Source organism: Pseudochelatococcus contaminans (assembly GCF_014195635.1).
In the GTDB taxonomy this organism is placed as follows: Bacteria; Pseudomonadota; Alphaproteobacteria; order Rhizobiales; family Beijerinckiaceae; genus Pseudochelatococcus; species Pseudochelatococcus contaminans.
The window spans coordinates 356,532-371,897 of record NZ_JACICC010000002.1 but is presented as its reverse complement, the minus strand read 5'-3'; the positions used below and the strand labels follow the sequence as shown (position 1 = coordinate 371,897).

Annotated in this window: 9 protein-coding genes and 1 tRNA gene; 3 read left to right on the top strand and 7 right to left on the bottom strand. The window is 60.3% G+C overall.

The window, feature by feature from the left end; genetic code table 11:
- Positions 1-37: 37 nt before the first annotated feature.
- The 4 genes from FHS81_RS05775 to FHS81_RS05760 all read right to left on the bottom strand — a co-directional run bounded on the left by FHS81_RS05775 (position 38) and on the right by FHS81_RS05760 (position 5,706).
- Positions 38-1,642, bottom strand: coding sequence for a hypothetical protein (locus FHS81_RS05775; RefSeq protein ID WP_183751082.1), 1,605 nt, complete (start codon positions 1,640-1,642; stop codon positions 38-40).
- Positions 1,643-1,680: 38 nt separating this feature from the next.
- Positions 1,681-2,016: a helix-turn-helix domain-containing protein gene (locus FHS81_RS05770; RefSeq protein ID WP_183751292.1), complete on the bottom strand. Its 336-nt coding sequence runs from the start codon at positions 2,014-2,016 to the stop codon at positions 1,681-1,683.
- A gap of 146 nt (positions 2,017-2,162) precedes the next feature.
- Complete coding sequence (locus tag FHS81_RS05765) at positions 2,163-3,716, bottom strand: methyltransferase regulatory domain-containing protein (RefSeq protein WP_183751080.1); 1,554 nt, start codon at positions 3,714-3,716, stop codon at positions 2,163-2,165.
- Positions 3,717-3,870: 154 nt separating this feature from the next.
- A complete protein-coding gene (locus FHS81_RS05760; protein WP_183751079.1) occupies positions 3,871-5,706 on the bottom strand; it encodes a DUF4214 domain-containing protein in 1,836 nt (611 codons plus the stop codon).
- 562 nt (positions 5,707-6,268) lie between these two features.
- Here FHS81_RS05760 and FHS81_RS05755 point away from each other — a divergent pair.
- From FHS81_RS05755 to FHS81_RS05745, 3 genes are all read left to right on the top strand, one after another.
- Complete coding sequence (locus FHS81_RS05755) at positions 6,269-7,078, top strand: SapC family protein (RefSeq protein WP_183751078.1); 810 nt, start codon at positions 6,269-6,271, stop codon at positions 7,076-7,078.
- A 114-nt stretch (positions 7,079-7,192) separates the two neighbouring features.
- Positions 7,193-7,270 (top strand) — tRNA-Pro (locus FHS81_RS05750).
- Between the two features lie 377 nt (positions 7,271-7,647).
- Positions 7,648-8,046 carry a hypothetical protein gene (locus tag FHS81_RS05745; protein ID WP_183751077.1) on the top strand — a complete coding sequence of 133 codons (399 nt, stop codon included), beginning with the start codon at positions 7,648-7,650 and terminating at the stop codon, positions 8,044-8,046.
- A gap of 84 nt (positions 8,047-8,130) precedes the next feature.
- Here the strand turns inward: FHS81_RS05745 and FHS81_RS05740 are convergent, their stop codons facing one another.
- From FHS81_RS05740 to gltB, 3 genes are all read right to left on the bottom strand, one after another.
- Positions 8,131-8,832 (bottom strand): VIT1/CCC1 transporter family protein, encoded by a 702-nt coding sequence (locus FHS81_RS05740; RefSeq protein ID WP_183751076.1) that lies wholly within the window; start codon positions 8,830-8,832, stop codon positions 8,131-8,133.
- A 226-nt stretch (positions 8,833-9,058) separates the two neighbouring features.
- Positions 9,059-10,486, bottom strand: a complete 1,428-nt coding sequence (locus tag FHS81_RS05735) for a glutamate synthase subunit beta (protein WP_183751075.1) — start codon at positions 10,484-10,486, stop codon at positions 9,059-9,061.
- 11 nt (positions 10,487-10,497) lie between these two features.
- Entirely contained in the window at positions 10,498-15,201 is a 4,704-nt protein-coding gene (gene gltB, locus FHS81_RS05730; protein WP_183751291.1) for a glutamate synthase large subunit, read from the bottom strand.
- Positions 15,202-15,366 lie beyond the last annotated feature (165 nt).

The window sequence follows — 15,366 nt, the reverse complement described above, 5'->3', positions numbered from 1 at the left end:
TTACGACGGGCATGCAATCTGAATGACCAGGTTGTGTTTACGCCATATGGTCGTAATCGAAGACGCCTATGAGGCTGATGGAGGAGCCATCCTCGAAGGACCAGGTGACGAGATTGACGGTCTTTGATGCGGAGGCCGTTATACTTGAATCGTAAAGCACGATATCGGTTCCGTTACGGAAAGTAGAGATACCACCTTCCTGCCGTACGAAATCCCCGATCAAATCCCGTGCCGAATCGTCAAATGCCTGCACGTTCTCGGAATACGTGACGCGGCTGGCACTGACGTTGAGACGGGGCGCAACGGCTGACAGAATGGCGCTTACATCGATGTCGATCGGCTCGACGGGATCCTCTTGAACACTTTCCTCGTCCGTTTCGACGGGCGCGGTCTCTTGCTGCGTTTCTTCCGGCGCGTGGGACAACTCGGTGGTATCCGGGCCTTTCTCGTCGGAGGAGGGGGCGACCGTGGCTGATGTGGCGGAGCGTGCGGGCATCGCCGGCGTCACACTCATTTTGATCGAGGCCGTCAGGCTTGTCGAGGAACTGCTGTTATCCGCATCCGCAGATGTGCTGCGGGTATCCGCCGGAGTTACTGCGCTCAGATCCTTGTCGCCGGCTCCATCTGACCCGGCTGAACTATTCGTGATCTCGCTGTTGCTCCCGTCCGTGAGCACGCTAGCGGCATGCTTCTTTGCCGTGAAGGCATCGCTGGCGGGGTTGTACGGATGAGGGTTGCTTGTCTCGTTCCGTGCGGCAGATGAATTGCCAGTGGCGTGGTCGAGGAGCTTGAAGGTTGCGATGTCGATTACAGTGCCTTCATCCGTATTGGCGGAGAGCAGGTCTGTGATGGCCCGACCAGCCGTATAGGTGGTGATGGCAGCCCCGGCAACGTCACCGCTTGCGACTGCGGCAGCGTCACTTGCATGTTGAGCTGCCTGCTCATGGGCGGCGGGCAGCACCACGAGGCTGGCTTCGCCGGCCCTGGACACACTCAAGGCAGCGTCGTCTTCAGGAAACAGAGCCAGCGTAGGCCATGCATCGTTGGCGGGCAGTTTCAGCTCGCCCGTTACCACTGCAACCGCAGCAAGTACGACCAGCGCCTGCTGGCGGTCGATTTCAAGATCGGTTTTGGCGGCTTTCAACTGGTCGCGATTTGTGCGCGCATCAGTATCGCCGTCGTCGAGGGAAGCGGCATCGATGGTGGCGGCTTCCGTTTCCGTCGATGAAAGCTTGAAGAAGGCGGTTGCCACCAGCGCGACCAGCAGCACGCTGGGATGCAGGCGGATGTTGCTTTTCTTTTCCGGGGTGTCTGCCTTGGGCAACACCATTGGCTGGCGTTCGAGGAAGCCTTCCACCAGCGAGCGGAAGTCGAAGCCGCGCAATACGGAGTCGAATGCGGGGCTGGCAATGAGATAGGCCCCGTCGCAGCGCGCGCAATGCACGATGACATTGTCGGTGGCGGCGTCGACGAACACGAACCACGGGTCGCCCTCGTCCGAGAGGCCGCGATCCGTGTCGACATGAAACCCGACCGCGATCAGCGCGCTTTCGACGCGGTAGAATTCGGCAAGTTCCTGATTGTTCCAGTCACGGTTGAGAACGCGCGGCTGGAACAGGGAAATCACATTGCTGACGACCATACCCTGCCCGCTTCAGGAGGATCACTTGAAGGATGAGATCAGACCCGCCCGGCATGAGGGGCAGTGGCCTGCACCTCTTCATCCTCGAACAGGATCTCATAAGTCAATATATCATAGTAGCGTAGAATGGTACGGACAAAATCACGCGGCTGCATCTGCAATGCGGTTGCCCATGCGCGATAGCGCTCGGGCGGCACGCGCCCGCGTCCGCTTTCGAGCTGCGACACAAACGTATAATATTCCGCTCCGACAAGCGCCGCCAGTTCGCGCTGGGAAAGGCCGACTTCCTCGCGGCGCTGCTTCAGCCAGCGACCGGCCTCGCGCCGCAACTCCAATGCATCGTCAGACAAGCGACGCTGGCTGTGATTGCTCATTTCATCCTCGACAGGGTGCGGCAGACCCATAAAAGACCGCTCGCGCACTTACGCAACGCTTCCGGTTCAAGTTTGCAAGTTACTGTACACCTACTAACACTTTATTAACCTGTGCGCAACGCTTCCGGATGCCGCAACCATGCGGTTTAGATGACGCCGAGGGTTTTGAGTGTAGGCAGGCTTTGCTGCAGGTCGGAATAGAGACGGTTCAGCTCGGCGATGTTGTCTTCCTCTGTTTCCAGCGCCTTGCCTTCCTTGGCAAGTCGCTGGTTTTGCGCCTGTAGTATGCGCCAGACGAAACCTGCCGGATCTTTCTCGTTGTTGATCAGCGCAAGCAAAAGCAGTTGCTGGAAGCGCCCGATTGTGATGCCGCCGCCGATGACAGGGGCGGCAAGCGCTTGCAGATCAGCCGTATAGCGTGCTTTGTCCATGACGGCGAGGTTGAAGCGTTTGGCGCTTTCGCGCCTTTTACCGTCATTCTTTGCGTCCACGGGGCATGGATGCAGATAACCGGCCCCCGCCAGAATGATAATAGCCTGCTGAATACGGCCCCAGCCGAGTTCCGCCACTTTCGGGTTTTCGGCCAGAAGCTGCCTCAGGCTGATGGCCGCGGATTTGCCGCTGGCAGCCTGCCGGGCGAATGCATCGACGACAGGCCTGTACACATCTTCCTGAAGGTTCGCCTCACCCAAGGCGCCCTTGACGGTCAGCGAAACACTGCCTTCACGGACGATCAGCGCGAACCGGGTGTCCAGCCAGCTTTCCATTGCCTCGCCAGGGGACAGCGCGACGGCGCCGCGTGCGAAGATATCGCGACGGAACTGCTGGCTCACCATGAAGTCGCGCAAGGTTTCGCGCAGCACCGGATCGGGTGTCTCTTTCAGGATGGCTTGCTGAGGCTCGGTCAGATTGACGGCATCGACATGTTCAAGAAGATTCGATGAGCCAACAAATGTGCAGCGCGCAGATGACAGATCCGCCGCGACCTCGGAGTGATAGAACAGCTCCCATGCATCATTGAAATATTCATGCGCGACATAGTTTCTGCTTTGGCCTTTGAGATTGTCGAAGCGTTCCCTGAGACCGGCGGCAGCGAGGCCGCGCGCGTTCGCGGCAAACATTTTTTCTACGAAGGCAAGGGCGGGTTCCAGTTTTCCGCCGGTGGGGCCGCTCGCGGCTTTGGCATGAAAATACATCAACTGTCGCAAGGGGGCGGCTGCGGCCCAGCCCGGCAGGCAGTTGTAGGAGATGTAGACGAGGCCGCCCGGTTTCAGGCGCTTGTCGATGAACCGGACGATGGTTTCGCGATGTTCGGCGGCAATCCATGAATAGATGCCGTGCAGAGCGATGATGTCGAACTGCGGCAGATCCGTGCGGGCCTCGAACTGGGCAAAGCTGTCGTCGAAGAAATGAATGTTTTTCGTGCCTGCCGCATCGGCCAACTGCCGCGCTCCGGCGATCTGCGCCGGATTGAAATCCGTGGCGTAAAATCTGAAATCGGGGTTGGCCGCCGCAAGAAGATTGGCGCTGAAACCTTGCCCGCAACCGAGCTCACAGTAGCTTGTATCGGCATCGCCCGATGTTGAAGTCGATATGCCCTTGGCGAGGGCGGCAAACCTCAGGATGGAGGGCGCCAATTCCCGGTAGAAGCCGTGAGTATAACCGAGGTCGATCACATAGCCGGAGTTCCAATCGGTCACGGGTCCTTCCTTTCTTCAAGTGATGCAAGAAATTTTTATCTAATAGTTGACTATCAGGTGGTTTTTTTGATGTCAGCAATATTGTAGTGTTTTTTAAAAAACCCCGCCGTGTTCCCACGGCGGGGTAGTGTTTTTAGATCAATATTTAGGCTGCTCAGGCGATGATGAAGTTAGCGTCAGTCAGTGCGCTATTGGAAACGCCTGTCACCTTGATCAATGCATCATCCTTAAGGGTAGCTGCACCGTCGAGATCGACATAGATATACGCGGAACCTTCGAAGTTAAACACAGCGAAGTCCTTGGCATTTCCAACAGTGGTCGTAGCCACAGCCGTAACGGTCTCAAACAGCGTCGTGGCGCCGGCCTTTGTGATAGCCTGCTCGACGGTGTTATTGGCGACACGATTGCCGAGACCGGCGCCGATGTCCTTGATGCTGAGAACATCGTCTGCCGCAGCGAAGTCTTCTACGGAAACGAGGTTGTCGATCAGGTTCTGATCATTGGTGATAGCACCGAACAGATTGCCCTTTGCTCCGCTGGCGAGCTCAAACGTATCCTTGCCCTCGCCGCCGATCAGGGAAACCTTCGTTGCATTGTTTGGTGCAGCAGTAATGATAAGCTGCAACGTATCAACGCCAGCGCCACCGTTGATCACGAGACCGGTGCTGTCCTTCAGAACTGCAATCGAAGCTTCGATAGTATCGTTGCCCGAGCCGCCCTTAACTTCTTGGAGGTTTGTGAACTCTGCGGCGGTAAAGTCGAAGGTCAGAGCTCCCGTCGACGTAGAAGCATCGACGACTTCAACCACGCCCTCTTCCACAGTGAAGTCGACGGTTGTCTTGCTGGTCAGGCCGAGGTTGATGGTGTCGACCTCGATGTTGGCTTTCTGTGCGTCAGTGTCAATAAACAACTCAGCGCCAGCCTTGCCCGAAATGGTCACGGTCGTGAGGCTGTCGCTGTCCTTGGCGCCGTCAAAGGTAATCTTTGACTTGTCCGCAACGTCCTTCAGTGCAACGCCGACAGATTCAACGCCCTTGGCAGCCGTAACATTCAACGCCACGTCGGTCGTACCAGAGAAGCCGGCGACCTGATCATTCTTGGCGAGAACAACAGTGCTGGCTTTGTCGGCGCCGATCTGCCAGATTTCCTGAACCTGACCACCAAAGTAAGCAGCTTCCAAGGCAGTAGCGCTGGTCGTAACAACATCGTCACCGGTGCTGCTGATGATGTTCACGGTCTGGATGTTTTCGATAGTGACAGTCGCAGCGCCGGGAAGCTGAATGGCTTTACCGGCCGGAGCGTCCTGAGCAACCAGGTTCAGCGTGTTAACGCCTGCGCCGCCGTTGATGCTGTCCAGCGGGTTCAGCGTGGATGCAGAGGCCGTACCAGACACGACACCCTGAATGGTGTCGTCAGCTGCGGTGCCAACGATCGCGTCAATGCCCGTCGTCAGGGTGAAGCTTTCACCCGTTGCGCCCGGCCAGGAGCCCGTAGCAACGAAAGCCGTGATGTTGGCTTCAGCAGCGGTAACGGAAGCAGCCGTTGCGTCGACGTCCTTGATTGCGGCGCGTGCGCTTTCCGGCGTCCACTCTGCGTTTGCCTTGGCCACCTGCTCGGCGTAGGAAATGCCAACAGCGGTCTTGTTGTTGAGCGTGGTCAGGTCCTGACCGCCATCGAAGTTGCGGGCGGACTGAATGACGGTGAGAATGAAGTCACCGATTGCGACTGCGCCGGATTCGAGCTGTGCGGTCCAGTATGCCAGACCTTCTGCTTCCGGTGCGCGGGCGAAGAGGTTCTGATAGATCTCGGTGACGAAGGCTTCCGTGTCGCCATCGAACAGGTTCGGGTAGCGCAGGTAGGGGTAGAGCGCCGTCGTCTCGGGCTGCGTGGCGAAGTTGTTGGCAATCTGGCTGATCGTCAGCGGGTTGACCGGGTCCGTAAGGCGGCCGATCCAGTAGTTCAGGCCTTCCGGCTCGGGAGCGCGGTTCAAGTAGCCAACGTAAAGTTGGGCGATCTGCTCTGCATTAGTAGCCATTTCAGAACCTCTTTATTAACAGCTTGAGCGCGCCCGGAAAATTCCGATGCGTGCGGATGTGGCTTCAAATGTTGTCCTTCATACCGGCAGGAAGCCACAGGCTCTCAGGGTATGCAGGAAACATGTACAGCAGATACACTACACACAGTGGGCTGTACAGCGAAAAAAAGTTTCCGATCAGCGATGTCAGAATTTTATTGGTGAATCGTTTCGTAAATTCGATGCATCGTACCTATGACGTCATCATTGATTGAAAATGATATTTTTCAACCTGTTATCCAAAGTTGCCTATGGTGTATAGAGCTGGTTTGGGGCCGGGTGAGGGGTGTGGTCGCTGGCGTCTGATGCCCGCGGCAGATCGTGGTGCCGTTGCCGCGCATGAAATGCGTGCTCAATATAACAAATATGCCACACTTTACGGATGTCTTTGCGCGGCGGCGGGCCTATATAAAGTCTCTGGTCGATTTATACGGTATCGACGCGAAGTGCCTCCCGTATGCAGATGGAGAAACCAATAATGGCGGACATTCAGGCAATCACGTTCTCCGGCTTCGGCGACAAGGCATGGCAACCTTTCGATAGCCTCGATTTCGCCGCCGGCATGCAGGTTGCCGGGATCACCGCAAGTGAGCTTCGCAAGGCGGTTGGCAGCTTTCTGCTCGGTTTTCTGCCCGGTGAGCGCCCGACCTTCGTCGCCTTGCTCGGCTTGAGGCAGAGAAGCAACCTGTTTGTCGGGCTGGATGGCAAATGGCGTGGGCCTTACGTGCCCGCCGTGCTGCGCGGTTACCCGTTCCGGCTGCTGACGGCCGGCAGCGGCGAGTTCGCGCTGGGGTATGATGTCGACAGCGGGTTGCTCCGCCTTTCGGGGGAAGGCGAGCCGTTCTTCAACGCCGATGGCCAGCCTGCGGATCGTGTTCGCCAGACATTGCAGTTCCTTCTGAATATCCGTCAGGGGCTTGAAGCCGCAACCCTGGCCGTTGAAAAACTGCAGGCTCATGATGTGCTGGAGCCGTGGCCGATTCGCGTGGGAGAGGGCGAAGGTTTGATCGGTGTCGATGGCCTGTTGCGCGTCAATGAGGCCCGTCTCAATGCTCTGGGGCCGGACGCTCTCGCCGATCTGCGCGACAGCGGCGCGCTGGCGCTGGCTTATGCGCATCTGTTATCGACGGACAATGCACAGGTGCTTGCCCAGCTTGAAACGCTGCATGCACATGAGACGGAAGCTGCCCAAAAACACCAGAAACAGGTAGCCTCCACCTTCGGCCTCGATACGGACGGCACTATCCAGATCGACTGGGACGCCGTTCTCAGCGACGGCAAATTGTGAGCCGGCGATGAGCATGTGGAAAATATCGTGCTTTTTTCTTGCCACCGGCCTGGGTTTTGCATAAAGACAGGCAGGTGGCATGCTGGAAACGGCGTTGATTCCGCAATCTGGTCACGGAGCGTAGCGCAGCCCGGTTAGCGCACTAGTCTGGGGGACTAGGGGTCGGAGGTTCAAATCCTCTCGCTCCGACCATTATTGAGAACGCTTTATGGTCGGATAAACTCATCCGACCTATAAAATGCACTCACAATCAAAAACGCGTTCGACAGCCGCATCATTCATTCCGATCATTTCAGATTTTTTCCGGGATAACGGGCAACCGCTATCCGCGGATGTCGGCGCATGACTATGCTCGGAGTATTCTCTTGTGAGCATTCAATTTCATAATGCGCGCGGTGAAGGTTTTCAGTTTTCATGGCTGGAAAACGCAGCATCTTTATTTTTATGATTCAAATTTATATATCCATGAATACTGAAATTGTTGTCTGTTGATGTCTTGCGTCTTTCATAATCAGTGGTTATTCAATTTTTCGTTTCAGTTAACCGATGTATTCTGGAAGGGACTGCACATGAAACGGGCTTCCATTGCCGTTATGGCTTTGATCGGCGTCAGCCTGGGCGCTTGCGTGACCGCTGAACAGAGCAGGGAGGACATGCTGTCCGCCGCGGGCTTCAAGATGCGGCCGGCAGCTACATCGGATCAGATTGCCTCGCTCAAAAAGCTTCCGCCGCACAAATTCTTTGTGCAGGTCAAGAATGACCAGCCGATTTATTTCTATGCGGACCCGACGGTGTGCAGCTGCCTGTACTATGGCACACAGCAGAATTATCAAGCTTATCAGCAGCTTCGCCTGCAGAAAAGCCTCGCTGACGAGCGTCAGTTGACCGCCGCGATGAATCAGCAGACCGCGTTCGATATGGGTCCTTGGGGGGCTTTCGGACCGTGGGGCGCTCCCGGATATTGGTAATACCCGGTCCGTCATCATCACTCTGAATATTGGCCTTTCCGGATACTGGTCCGGGGAGGCCATAATCGTTTGACGCGTAAACGTTTATACCACAGTGCCGAATATTCCGCCGATCGCGGATGTCAGGGCCATGGCCAGCGCGCCCCAGAACGTTACCCGGATGGTGGGTTTCACGATGCCAGCACCGCCAGCCACTGCGCCTACCGCGCCGAGCACCGCAAGGAACAGCAGCGATCCCGCGGCGACCGCTGTCCACAACCATTCTTCCGGCGAAACGAGCGCAAGAATCAACGGTGCGGCTGCGCCAACGGTGAAGGTTGCGGCGGATGTCAGCGCGGCCTGCACCGGACGTGCGACGCTGATCTCCGATATTCCCAGTTCGTCTCGGGCATGTGCCGCCAGGGCATCCCTGGCCATGAGTTGATCGGCGACCTGGTGGGCAAGCACACTGTCGACGCCGCGCGCGATATAGATATTCGCAAGTTCTTCCCGCTCATAGGCCGGATCGGTTTCGAGTTCACGCTTCTCGCGGGCGAGATCGGCATTTTCAGTATCCGACTGCGAACTGACCGAAACGTACTCCCCTGCCGCCATCGACATGGCGCCGGCGACGAGCCCCGCCACACCCGCCAGTAGCACTCCCTCACCGGATGGTTCCGCGGCGGCCACGCCCAGAATCAGACTTGCGGTGGAGATGATGCCATCGTTGGCGCCAAGAACGGCCGCGCGCAGCCAGCCGATACGTGTGACAAGATGATTTTCCCGATGGCCGGCGTTGTCTTGCATGTCGTGTCGCCCGTTGATGTCAAAGATGTCGCGCGAATCCCGCGGATCACCTTCAAGTCAGTCTGCGCTCACTTTATTGGAATTATAATAACTTTTATTTACAGGTCAGACATGCATCGCCCCGGAAAGGCGTTCAGCCTCCCGGGGCGCGGTATCAGATCGCTTTTGAGTGTGGGCGAGGTTTTATCGGTCAGATCGTGAGATCGCTCTGACCGATGTTGTCACGTCAGCGCGGCAGCAGGCTCGTGCCCATCAGCCACGTGTCGATGGCGTGGGCTGCCTGCCGGCCTTCGCGGATGGCCCATACCACCAGCGACTGGCCGCGCCGCATGTCACCGGCGGCGAAAACCTTGTCGCGGGAGGTGCGATAGGCGAGCGTATCGGCGGCAACGTTTCCACGACGGTCGAAAGCAACACCCGCCTGCTCCAGCATGCCTTCGTGCACAGGGCTGGCGAATCCGATGGCGATGAACACCAGCTCGGCCTTGCGGACGAACTCGGTGCCGGGAATGGGCTTGCGCCGTTCATCCACACGGGCGCAGCGTACGCCGGTGACGAGGCCGTTCTTGCCTTCAAGACCCAGGGTCGCAGCCTGGAACTCGCGCTCCGCCCCTTCGGCCTGGCTGGAGGAGGTGCGGAACTTCGTTGGCCAATAGGGCCACACGGTGAGCTTGTCTTCCAGCATCGGGGCCATGGGGCGGATGTCGAGCTGCGTCACCGACAGCGCGCCTTGACGGAACGCGGTGCCGACGCAGTCCGACGCCGTGTCGCCGCCGCCCACCACAACCACGTGCTTGCCGGTGGCAAGGATTGGCTCCTCGTGATCCGGCAGGCTCTCGCCGCCGTTGCGACGGTTCTGCTGGATGAGATAGGGCATGGCGTAGTAGACGCCCTTCAGGTTGGTGCCCGGCAACTGCGGGTCGCGCGGCTTTTCCGACCCGCCCGTCAGCAGCACGGCATCGAAGCCTTCCACCAGATCGTCGAACGGATGCGTGACGCCGACGTTGACGCCGTAGTGGAAACGCACGCCTTCCGCTTCCATCTGCGCGACGCGCCTGTCGATGTGGTGCTTCTCCATCTTGAAGTCAGGAATGCCATAGCGCAGCAGGCCGCCGGCCTTGGGCTCGCGCTCGAACAGATGCACCTCGTGTCCGGCGCGGGCGAGCTGCTGGGCAGCTGCGAGGCCAGCAGGGCCGGAGCCGATGATGGCGATGCGCTTGCCGGTCTGCTGCGCCGGGATTTCCGGCACGATCCAGCCTTCTTCCCATGCCTTGTCGGCAATGGTCTGCTCGATGGTCTTGATGGCAACCGGCGTATTTTCCAGGTTCAGCGTGCAGGCTTCCTCGCAGGGGGCGGGGCAGACGCGGCCGGTGAACTCGGGGAAGTTGTTGGTGGAGTGCAGGTTGAGCGCCGCGTCCTTCCAGTCCTGATGGTAGACGAGGTCGTTCCAGTCCGGGATCTGGTTGTGAACTGGGCAGCCCGTGTCGCCGTGGCAGAAGGGGATGCCGCAGTCCATGCAGCGGGCGGCCTGCCGCTCCACATCCTTGTTGTCCAGCGGCAGCGTGAACTCGCGGTAGTGGCGCACGCGGTCAGAGGCAGGCTCGTACTTGGCATCCTGCCGGTCGTATTCAAGAAATCCGGTGACTTTTCCCATCGTGGCCTCCCTTATTCCGCTGCCTGCAACACACGCGCCCGTTCCATCTCGCGTAGCGCGCGCCGGTACTCGACGGGCATCACCTTCACGAATTTGGTGCGATAATCCTGCCAGTTGTCGAGAATGGTGCGCCCGCGCGCCGAGCCGGTGGCGCGAACGTGGTTGGCGATGAGTTGCCGCAACCTTTCCTCGTCGTGGCCGGACATGTCGGCCATGATGTCGATGCGTCCCTTGGTTTCGAGGTCGCCGCCGTGGTGGTGGAGGCGCTCCATCAGATCCTCTTCCTCTTCCACGGGTTCGAGATCGACCATGGAGAGATTGCAGCGCTGGGCGAACGTGCGGTCCTCGTCGAGGACATAGGCGATGCCGCCGGACATGCCTGCCGCGAAGTTGCGGCCGGTTTCGCCCAGCACCACGACCACGCCGCCGGTCATGTATTCGCAGCCGTGATCGCCGGTGCCTTCGACAACAGCGACCGCACCGGAGTTGCGCACGGCGAAGCGTTCGCCGGCGTTGCCGCGCAGATAGCACTCGCCGGCGATGGCGCCGTAGAGCACGGTGTTGCCGGCGATGATGGCGCGCTCGGGGGCAACCTGCATGGCGGGCGCGGGGCGCACGATGATCTTGCCGCCGGACAGGCCCTTGCCGACATAGTCGTTGGCCTCGCCTTCGAGATCGAGCGTGACGCCCGCCGCGAGGAAAGCGCCAAAGCTCTGTCCCGCCGTGCCTGTGAGCTTCACGGTGATGGTGTCGTCGGGCAGGCCATCCATGCCGTAGCGCTTGGCGATCTCGCCGGAGAGCATCGCGCCGGTGGTGCGGTCGACGCTGCGGATGCTGCGCTCCAGAACCACGGGCTCGCCCGTCTCGATAGCGGCCTTGGCATCCGTGATCAGGCCGCGATCGAGCACGTTGTCGATCGGATGGTGCTGGCGGATGGCGTGATGCAGCGGCTCGTCGCTTTCCGGCACATGCAGCAGGCGCGAGAAGTCGAGGCCCTTCGTTTTCCAGTGCGACACCGCCTCGCGCTGGTCGATGAGGTCGGCGCGGCCGATCAAATCCTCGAAGCGGGTAAAGCCCATCTCGGCCATCAACTCACGCACTTCCTCGGCGAGGAAGAAGAAGTAGTTGATGACGTGCTCCGGCAGGCCCTTGAAGCGCTTGCGCAGCACGGGGTCTTGCGTCGCCACGCCCACGGGGCAGGTGTTGAGGTGGCACTTGCGCATCATGATGCAGCCGGCGGCGATCAGCGGCGCGGTGGAGAAACCGAACTCATCCGCACCCATCAGCGCGCCGATCATCACATCGCGGCCGGTGCGAAGGCCGCCGTCGACCTGCAACACCACGCGGCTGCGCAAGCCGTTCAGCACCAGCGTCTGCTGCGTTTCCGCCAGCCCCGGCTCCCAAGGGGAACCGGCATGCTTCAGCGAGGTGAGGGGGCTTGCACCCGTTCCGCCCTCGTAGCCGGAAATGGTGATGTGATCGGCGCGTGCCTTGGCAACGCCGGCCGCCACGGTGCCGACGCCCGCTTCCGACACCAGCTTCACCGACACGTCAGCCGCCGGATTGACGTTCTTGAGGTCGAAGATGAGCTGCGCCAGATCCTCGATGGAGTAGATATCGTGGTGCGGCGGCGGCGAGATGAGACCGACACCCGGCGTTGAGTGGCGCACGCGTGCGATGACCGCGTTCACCTTGTGGCCGGGCAACTGGCCGCCTTCGCCGGGCTTTGCGCCCTGCGCCACCTTGATCTGCATCATGTCGGCGTTGACGAGATATTCCGCCGTGACGCCGAAGCGGCCCGAGGCCACCTGCTTGATGGCCGAGCGGCGCGAGCGTCCGTCAGCATCGGGAGTGAAGCGTTCCGCCTCCTCGCCGCCCTCGCCGGTGTTGGATTTACCGCCGATGGCGTTGAGGGCGATGGCCAGCGTTTCATGCGCCTCGCGCGAGATCGAGCCGAAGGACATCGCGCCGGTGGAAAAGCGCTTAACGATCTCGGACGCCGGCTCGACGAGTTCGAGCAGCACCGGCTTGCGGTGCAGCTCCGCCGCGCTCTTGAGGCGAAAGAGGCCGCGAATGGTGGTGAGCCGGTTGTCCTGCTCGTTGATGCGCCGGGCAAACGAGCGGTACTGATCCTGCGCATTCAGGCGCACGGCATGCTGAAGCTCCGCCACGGTGTCCGGCGTCCAGACGTGGTCCTCGCCGCGGATGCGATAGGCATAATCGCCGCCGACATCGAGCGCGTGGCGCAGCACCGGCACATTCTCGAACGCGGCACGGTGGCGGCGCACGGTTTCTTCCGCGATTTCGGCAAGGCCAATGCCCTCGATGCCGGTCGCGGTGCCGAAGAAGTAGCGGTTCACGAAATCGCTGCTGAGGCCGATGGCATCGAAGATCTGCGCGCCGCAATAGGACTGGTAGGTCGAAATGCCCATCTTGGACATGACCTTGAGCAGCCCCTTGTCCACGGACTTGATGTAACGATGCACGATTTCATCCTCGGAGACTTCCTCGGGGAAATCGAGCGCCTCGTGCATCGAGGCGAGCGTGTCGAAGGCCAGATATGGATTGATCGCTTCCGCGCCATAACCGGCGAGGCAGGCAAAGTGATGCACTTCGCGCGGTTCGCCGGATTCAACCACGAGCCCTACGGAGGTGCGCAGGCCCTTGCGGATCAGGTGGTGATGCACGGCAGCGGTGGCCAGCAGCGCGGGAATGGCGATGCGATCAGCCCCCACCTGCCGGTCGGAGAGGATGATGATGTTGTAGCCGCCATGCACGGCGGCTTCCGCGCGCTCGCACAGGCGCTCCAGCGCGCCCTCCATGCCGGCCGCGCCTTGCAGCGCCGGGTAGGTCATGTCCAGTGTCTTGGTGTCGAAGCGGTCTTCGTAATGGCCGATGCAGCGGATTTTCTCCAGATCCTCGTTGGTGAGGATCGGCTGGCGCACTTCGAGCCGCTTCTTGCGCGAGGTGCCCTCCAGGTCGAGAATGTTGGGGCGCGGGCCAATGAAGGACACGAGGCTCATGACGAGTTCCTCGCGGATCGGGTCGATCGGCGGGTTCGTCACCTGGGCAAAGTTCTGCTTGAAGTAGGAATAGAGCGGCTTTGAATGGCGCGACAGCACCGAGATCGGCGCGTCGTTACCCATGGAGCCGACAGCCTCCTGGCCGGTAACGGCCATGGGCGGCAGCACCAGCTTGAGGTCTTCCTGCGTGTAGCCGAACGCTTGCTGCCGGTCGAGCAGGCTGACATCCGTGCGCGATTCGCGCGCTTGCACAGGGGGCAGTTCCTCCAGCACCAGCTGCGTGCGGTCCAGCCATTCGCGATAGGGGTGGGCGCTGCTGTAGGCGCGCTTCACTTCCTCGTCCGGAACGATGCGCCCTTCTTCAAGGTCGATGAGCAGCATCTTGCCCGGTTGCAGCCGCCACTTCTCGACGATCTTTTCCTGCGGGATGTCGAGCACGCCCATTTCAGACGCGCCGACCACGAGGCCGTCGTCGGTCACGACATAGCGGGTGGGGCGCAGGCCGTTGCGGTCCAGCATCGCGCCGATCTGGCGCCCGTCTGTGAAAATGAGCGCCGCGGGCCCATCCCACGGTTCCATCAGCGCGGCGTGGTACTCGTAGAAGGCGCGCCGTTCCTCGTCCATCAGCGGGTTGCCGGCCCAGGCTTCCGGCACCAACATCATCATGGCGTGGGCCAGCGAATAGCCGCCGCGCACCAGAAATTCCAGCGCGTTGTCGAGGCATGCGGTGTCGGACTGGCCCTCGTAGGAGATGGGCCACAGCTTGGCAATGTCATTGCCGAACAGCTCGGAATCCACTGAAGCCTGCCGCGCCGCCATCCAGTTGACGTTGCCGCGCAGGGTGTTGATCTCGCCGTTGTGGGCCATCATCCGGTAGGGATGCGCCAGCGACCATGTCGGGAAGGTGTTGGTGGCGAAACGCTGGTGCACCAGCGAAATGGCGCTTTTGAAGCGCGGATTCTGCAAATCGAGATAATAGTCGCCAAGACCCGTGGCCAGCAGCATGCCCTTGTATACCAGCGTGCGCGAGGACAGGCTGACCGGGTAATAATCATCCACACGCGGATCGTTCATGCCGTAAACGGCGTTCGACACCACCTTGCGGGCGATGAACAGCCGGCGCTCGAACTCGTCGCCAGTGGCGATGCCGGGGCCGGGAGCAACGAAGATCTGCCGCTGCTGCGGCTCGGTCGGGCGCACGGATTCGCCCAATCCCGAAGGATCGACCGGCACGGCACGCCAGCCGAGCACCGTCAGTCCCTCGTCCGCGAACACCTTCTCCACAATGTCGGTGACGATGCGAAAGCCCTCGCCGTCACGCGGCATGAAGAGATGACCCACGGCGTAATCACCCGGTGCGGGCAGGGTAAAGCCAAGCGCTGCAGCTTCTTCCGCGAAGAATTCATGCGGGATCTGCACCAGCATGCCGCAGCCATCGCCGGCCAGCGGGTCAGCGCCCACAGCACCGCGATGATCGATGTTCTTCAGGATGGTGAGGCCGTGCTGCACGATATCGTGCGAGGCCACATTATGGATATTCGCCGCAAAGCCGACGCCGCAGGCATCGTGCTCACGCGATGGATCGTAAAGTCCTTGCGCCGCCGGTCGGCCAGCGGCGGCCCAGCGAATGCGCCCGTTGTCGGCCTGTTTGTCAACGGAGGCCGTCCTGTCAATGGATGTTGCGGCGCTCATGTCGCGCGCGCGGGATGCGGGCTGCGGCTGCTGCGATCCATGATGGGGCATCTCGTTGAAATGGCTCATAATTCGATCCTGTATGCGGCCGTTACGGCCTCCTTGGTTATCGCGATGGGCGCGAGAGTCGCGTCTACGCTCGCCGGGAAAGTGATCCGTCGTTCG

Coding starts and splice junctions, on each gene's coding strand:
- FHS81_RS05775 (WP_183751082.1), bottom strand. CDS start 1,642: ATGGTCGTCAGCAATGTGATTTCCCTGTTCCAGCCGCGCGTTCTCAAC.
- FHS81_RS05770 (WP_183751292.1), bottom strand. CDS start 2,016: ATGAGCAATCACAGCCAGCGTCGCTTGTCTGACGATGCATTGGAGTTG.
- FHS81_RS05755 (WP_183751078.1), top strand. CDS start 6,269: ATGGCGGACATTCAGGCAATCACGTTCTCCGGCTTCGGCGACAAGGCA.
- FHS81_RS05745 (WP_183751077.1), top strand. CDS start 7,648: ATGAAACGGGCTTCCATTGCCGTTATGGCTTTGATCGGCGTCAGCCTG.
- FHS81_RS05740 (WP_183751076.1), bottom strand. CDS start 8,832: ATGCAAGACAACGCCGGCCATCGGGAAAATCATCTTGTCACACGTATC.
- FHS81_RS05735 (WP_183751075.1), bottom strand. CDS start 10,486: ATGGGAAAAGTCACCGGATTTCTTGAATACGACCGGCAGGATGCCAAG.
- gltB (WP_183751291.1), bottom strand. CDS start 15,201: ATGAGCGCCGCAACATCCATTGACAGGACGGCCTCCGTTGACAAACAG.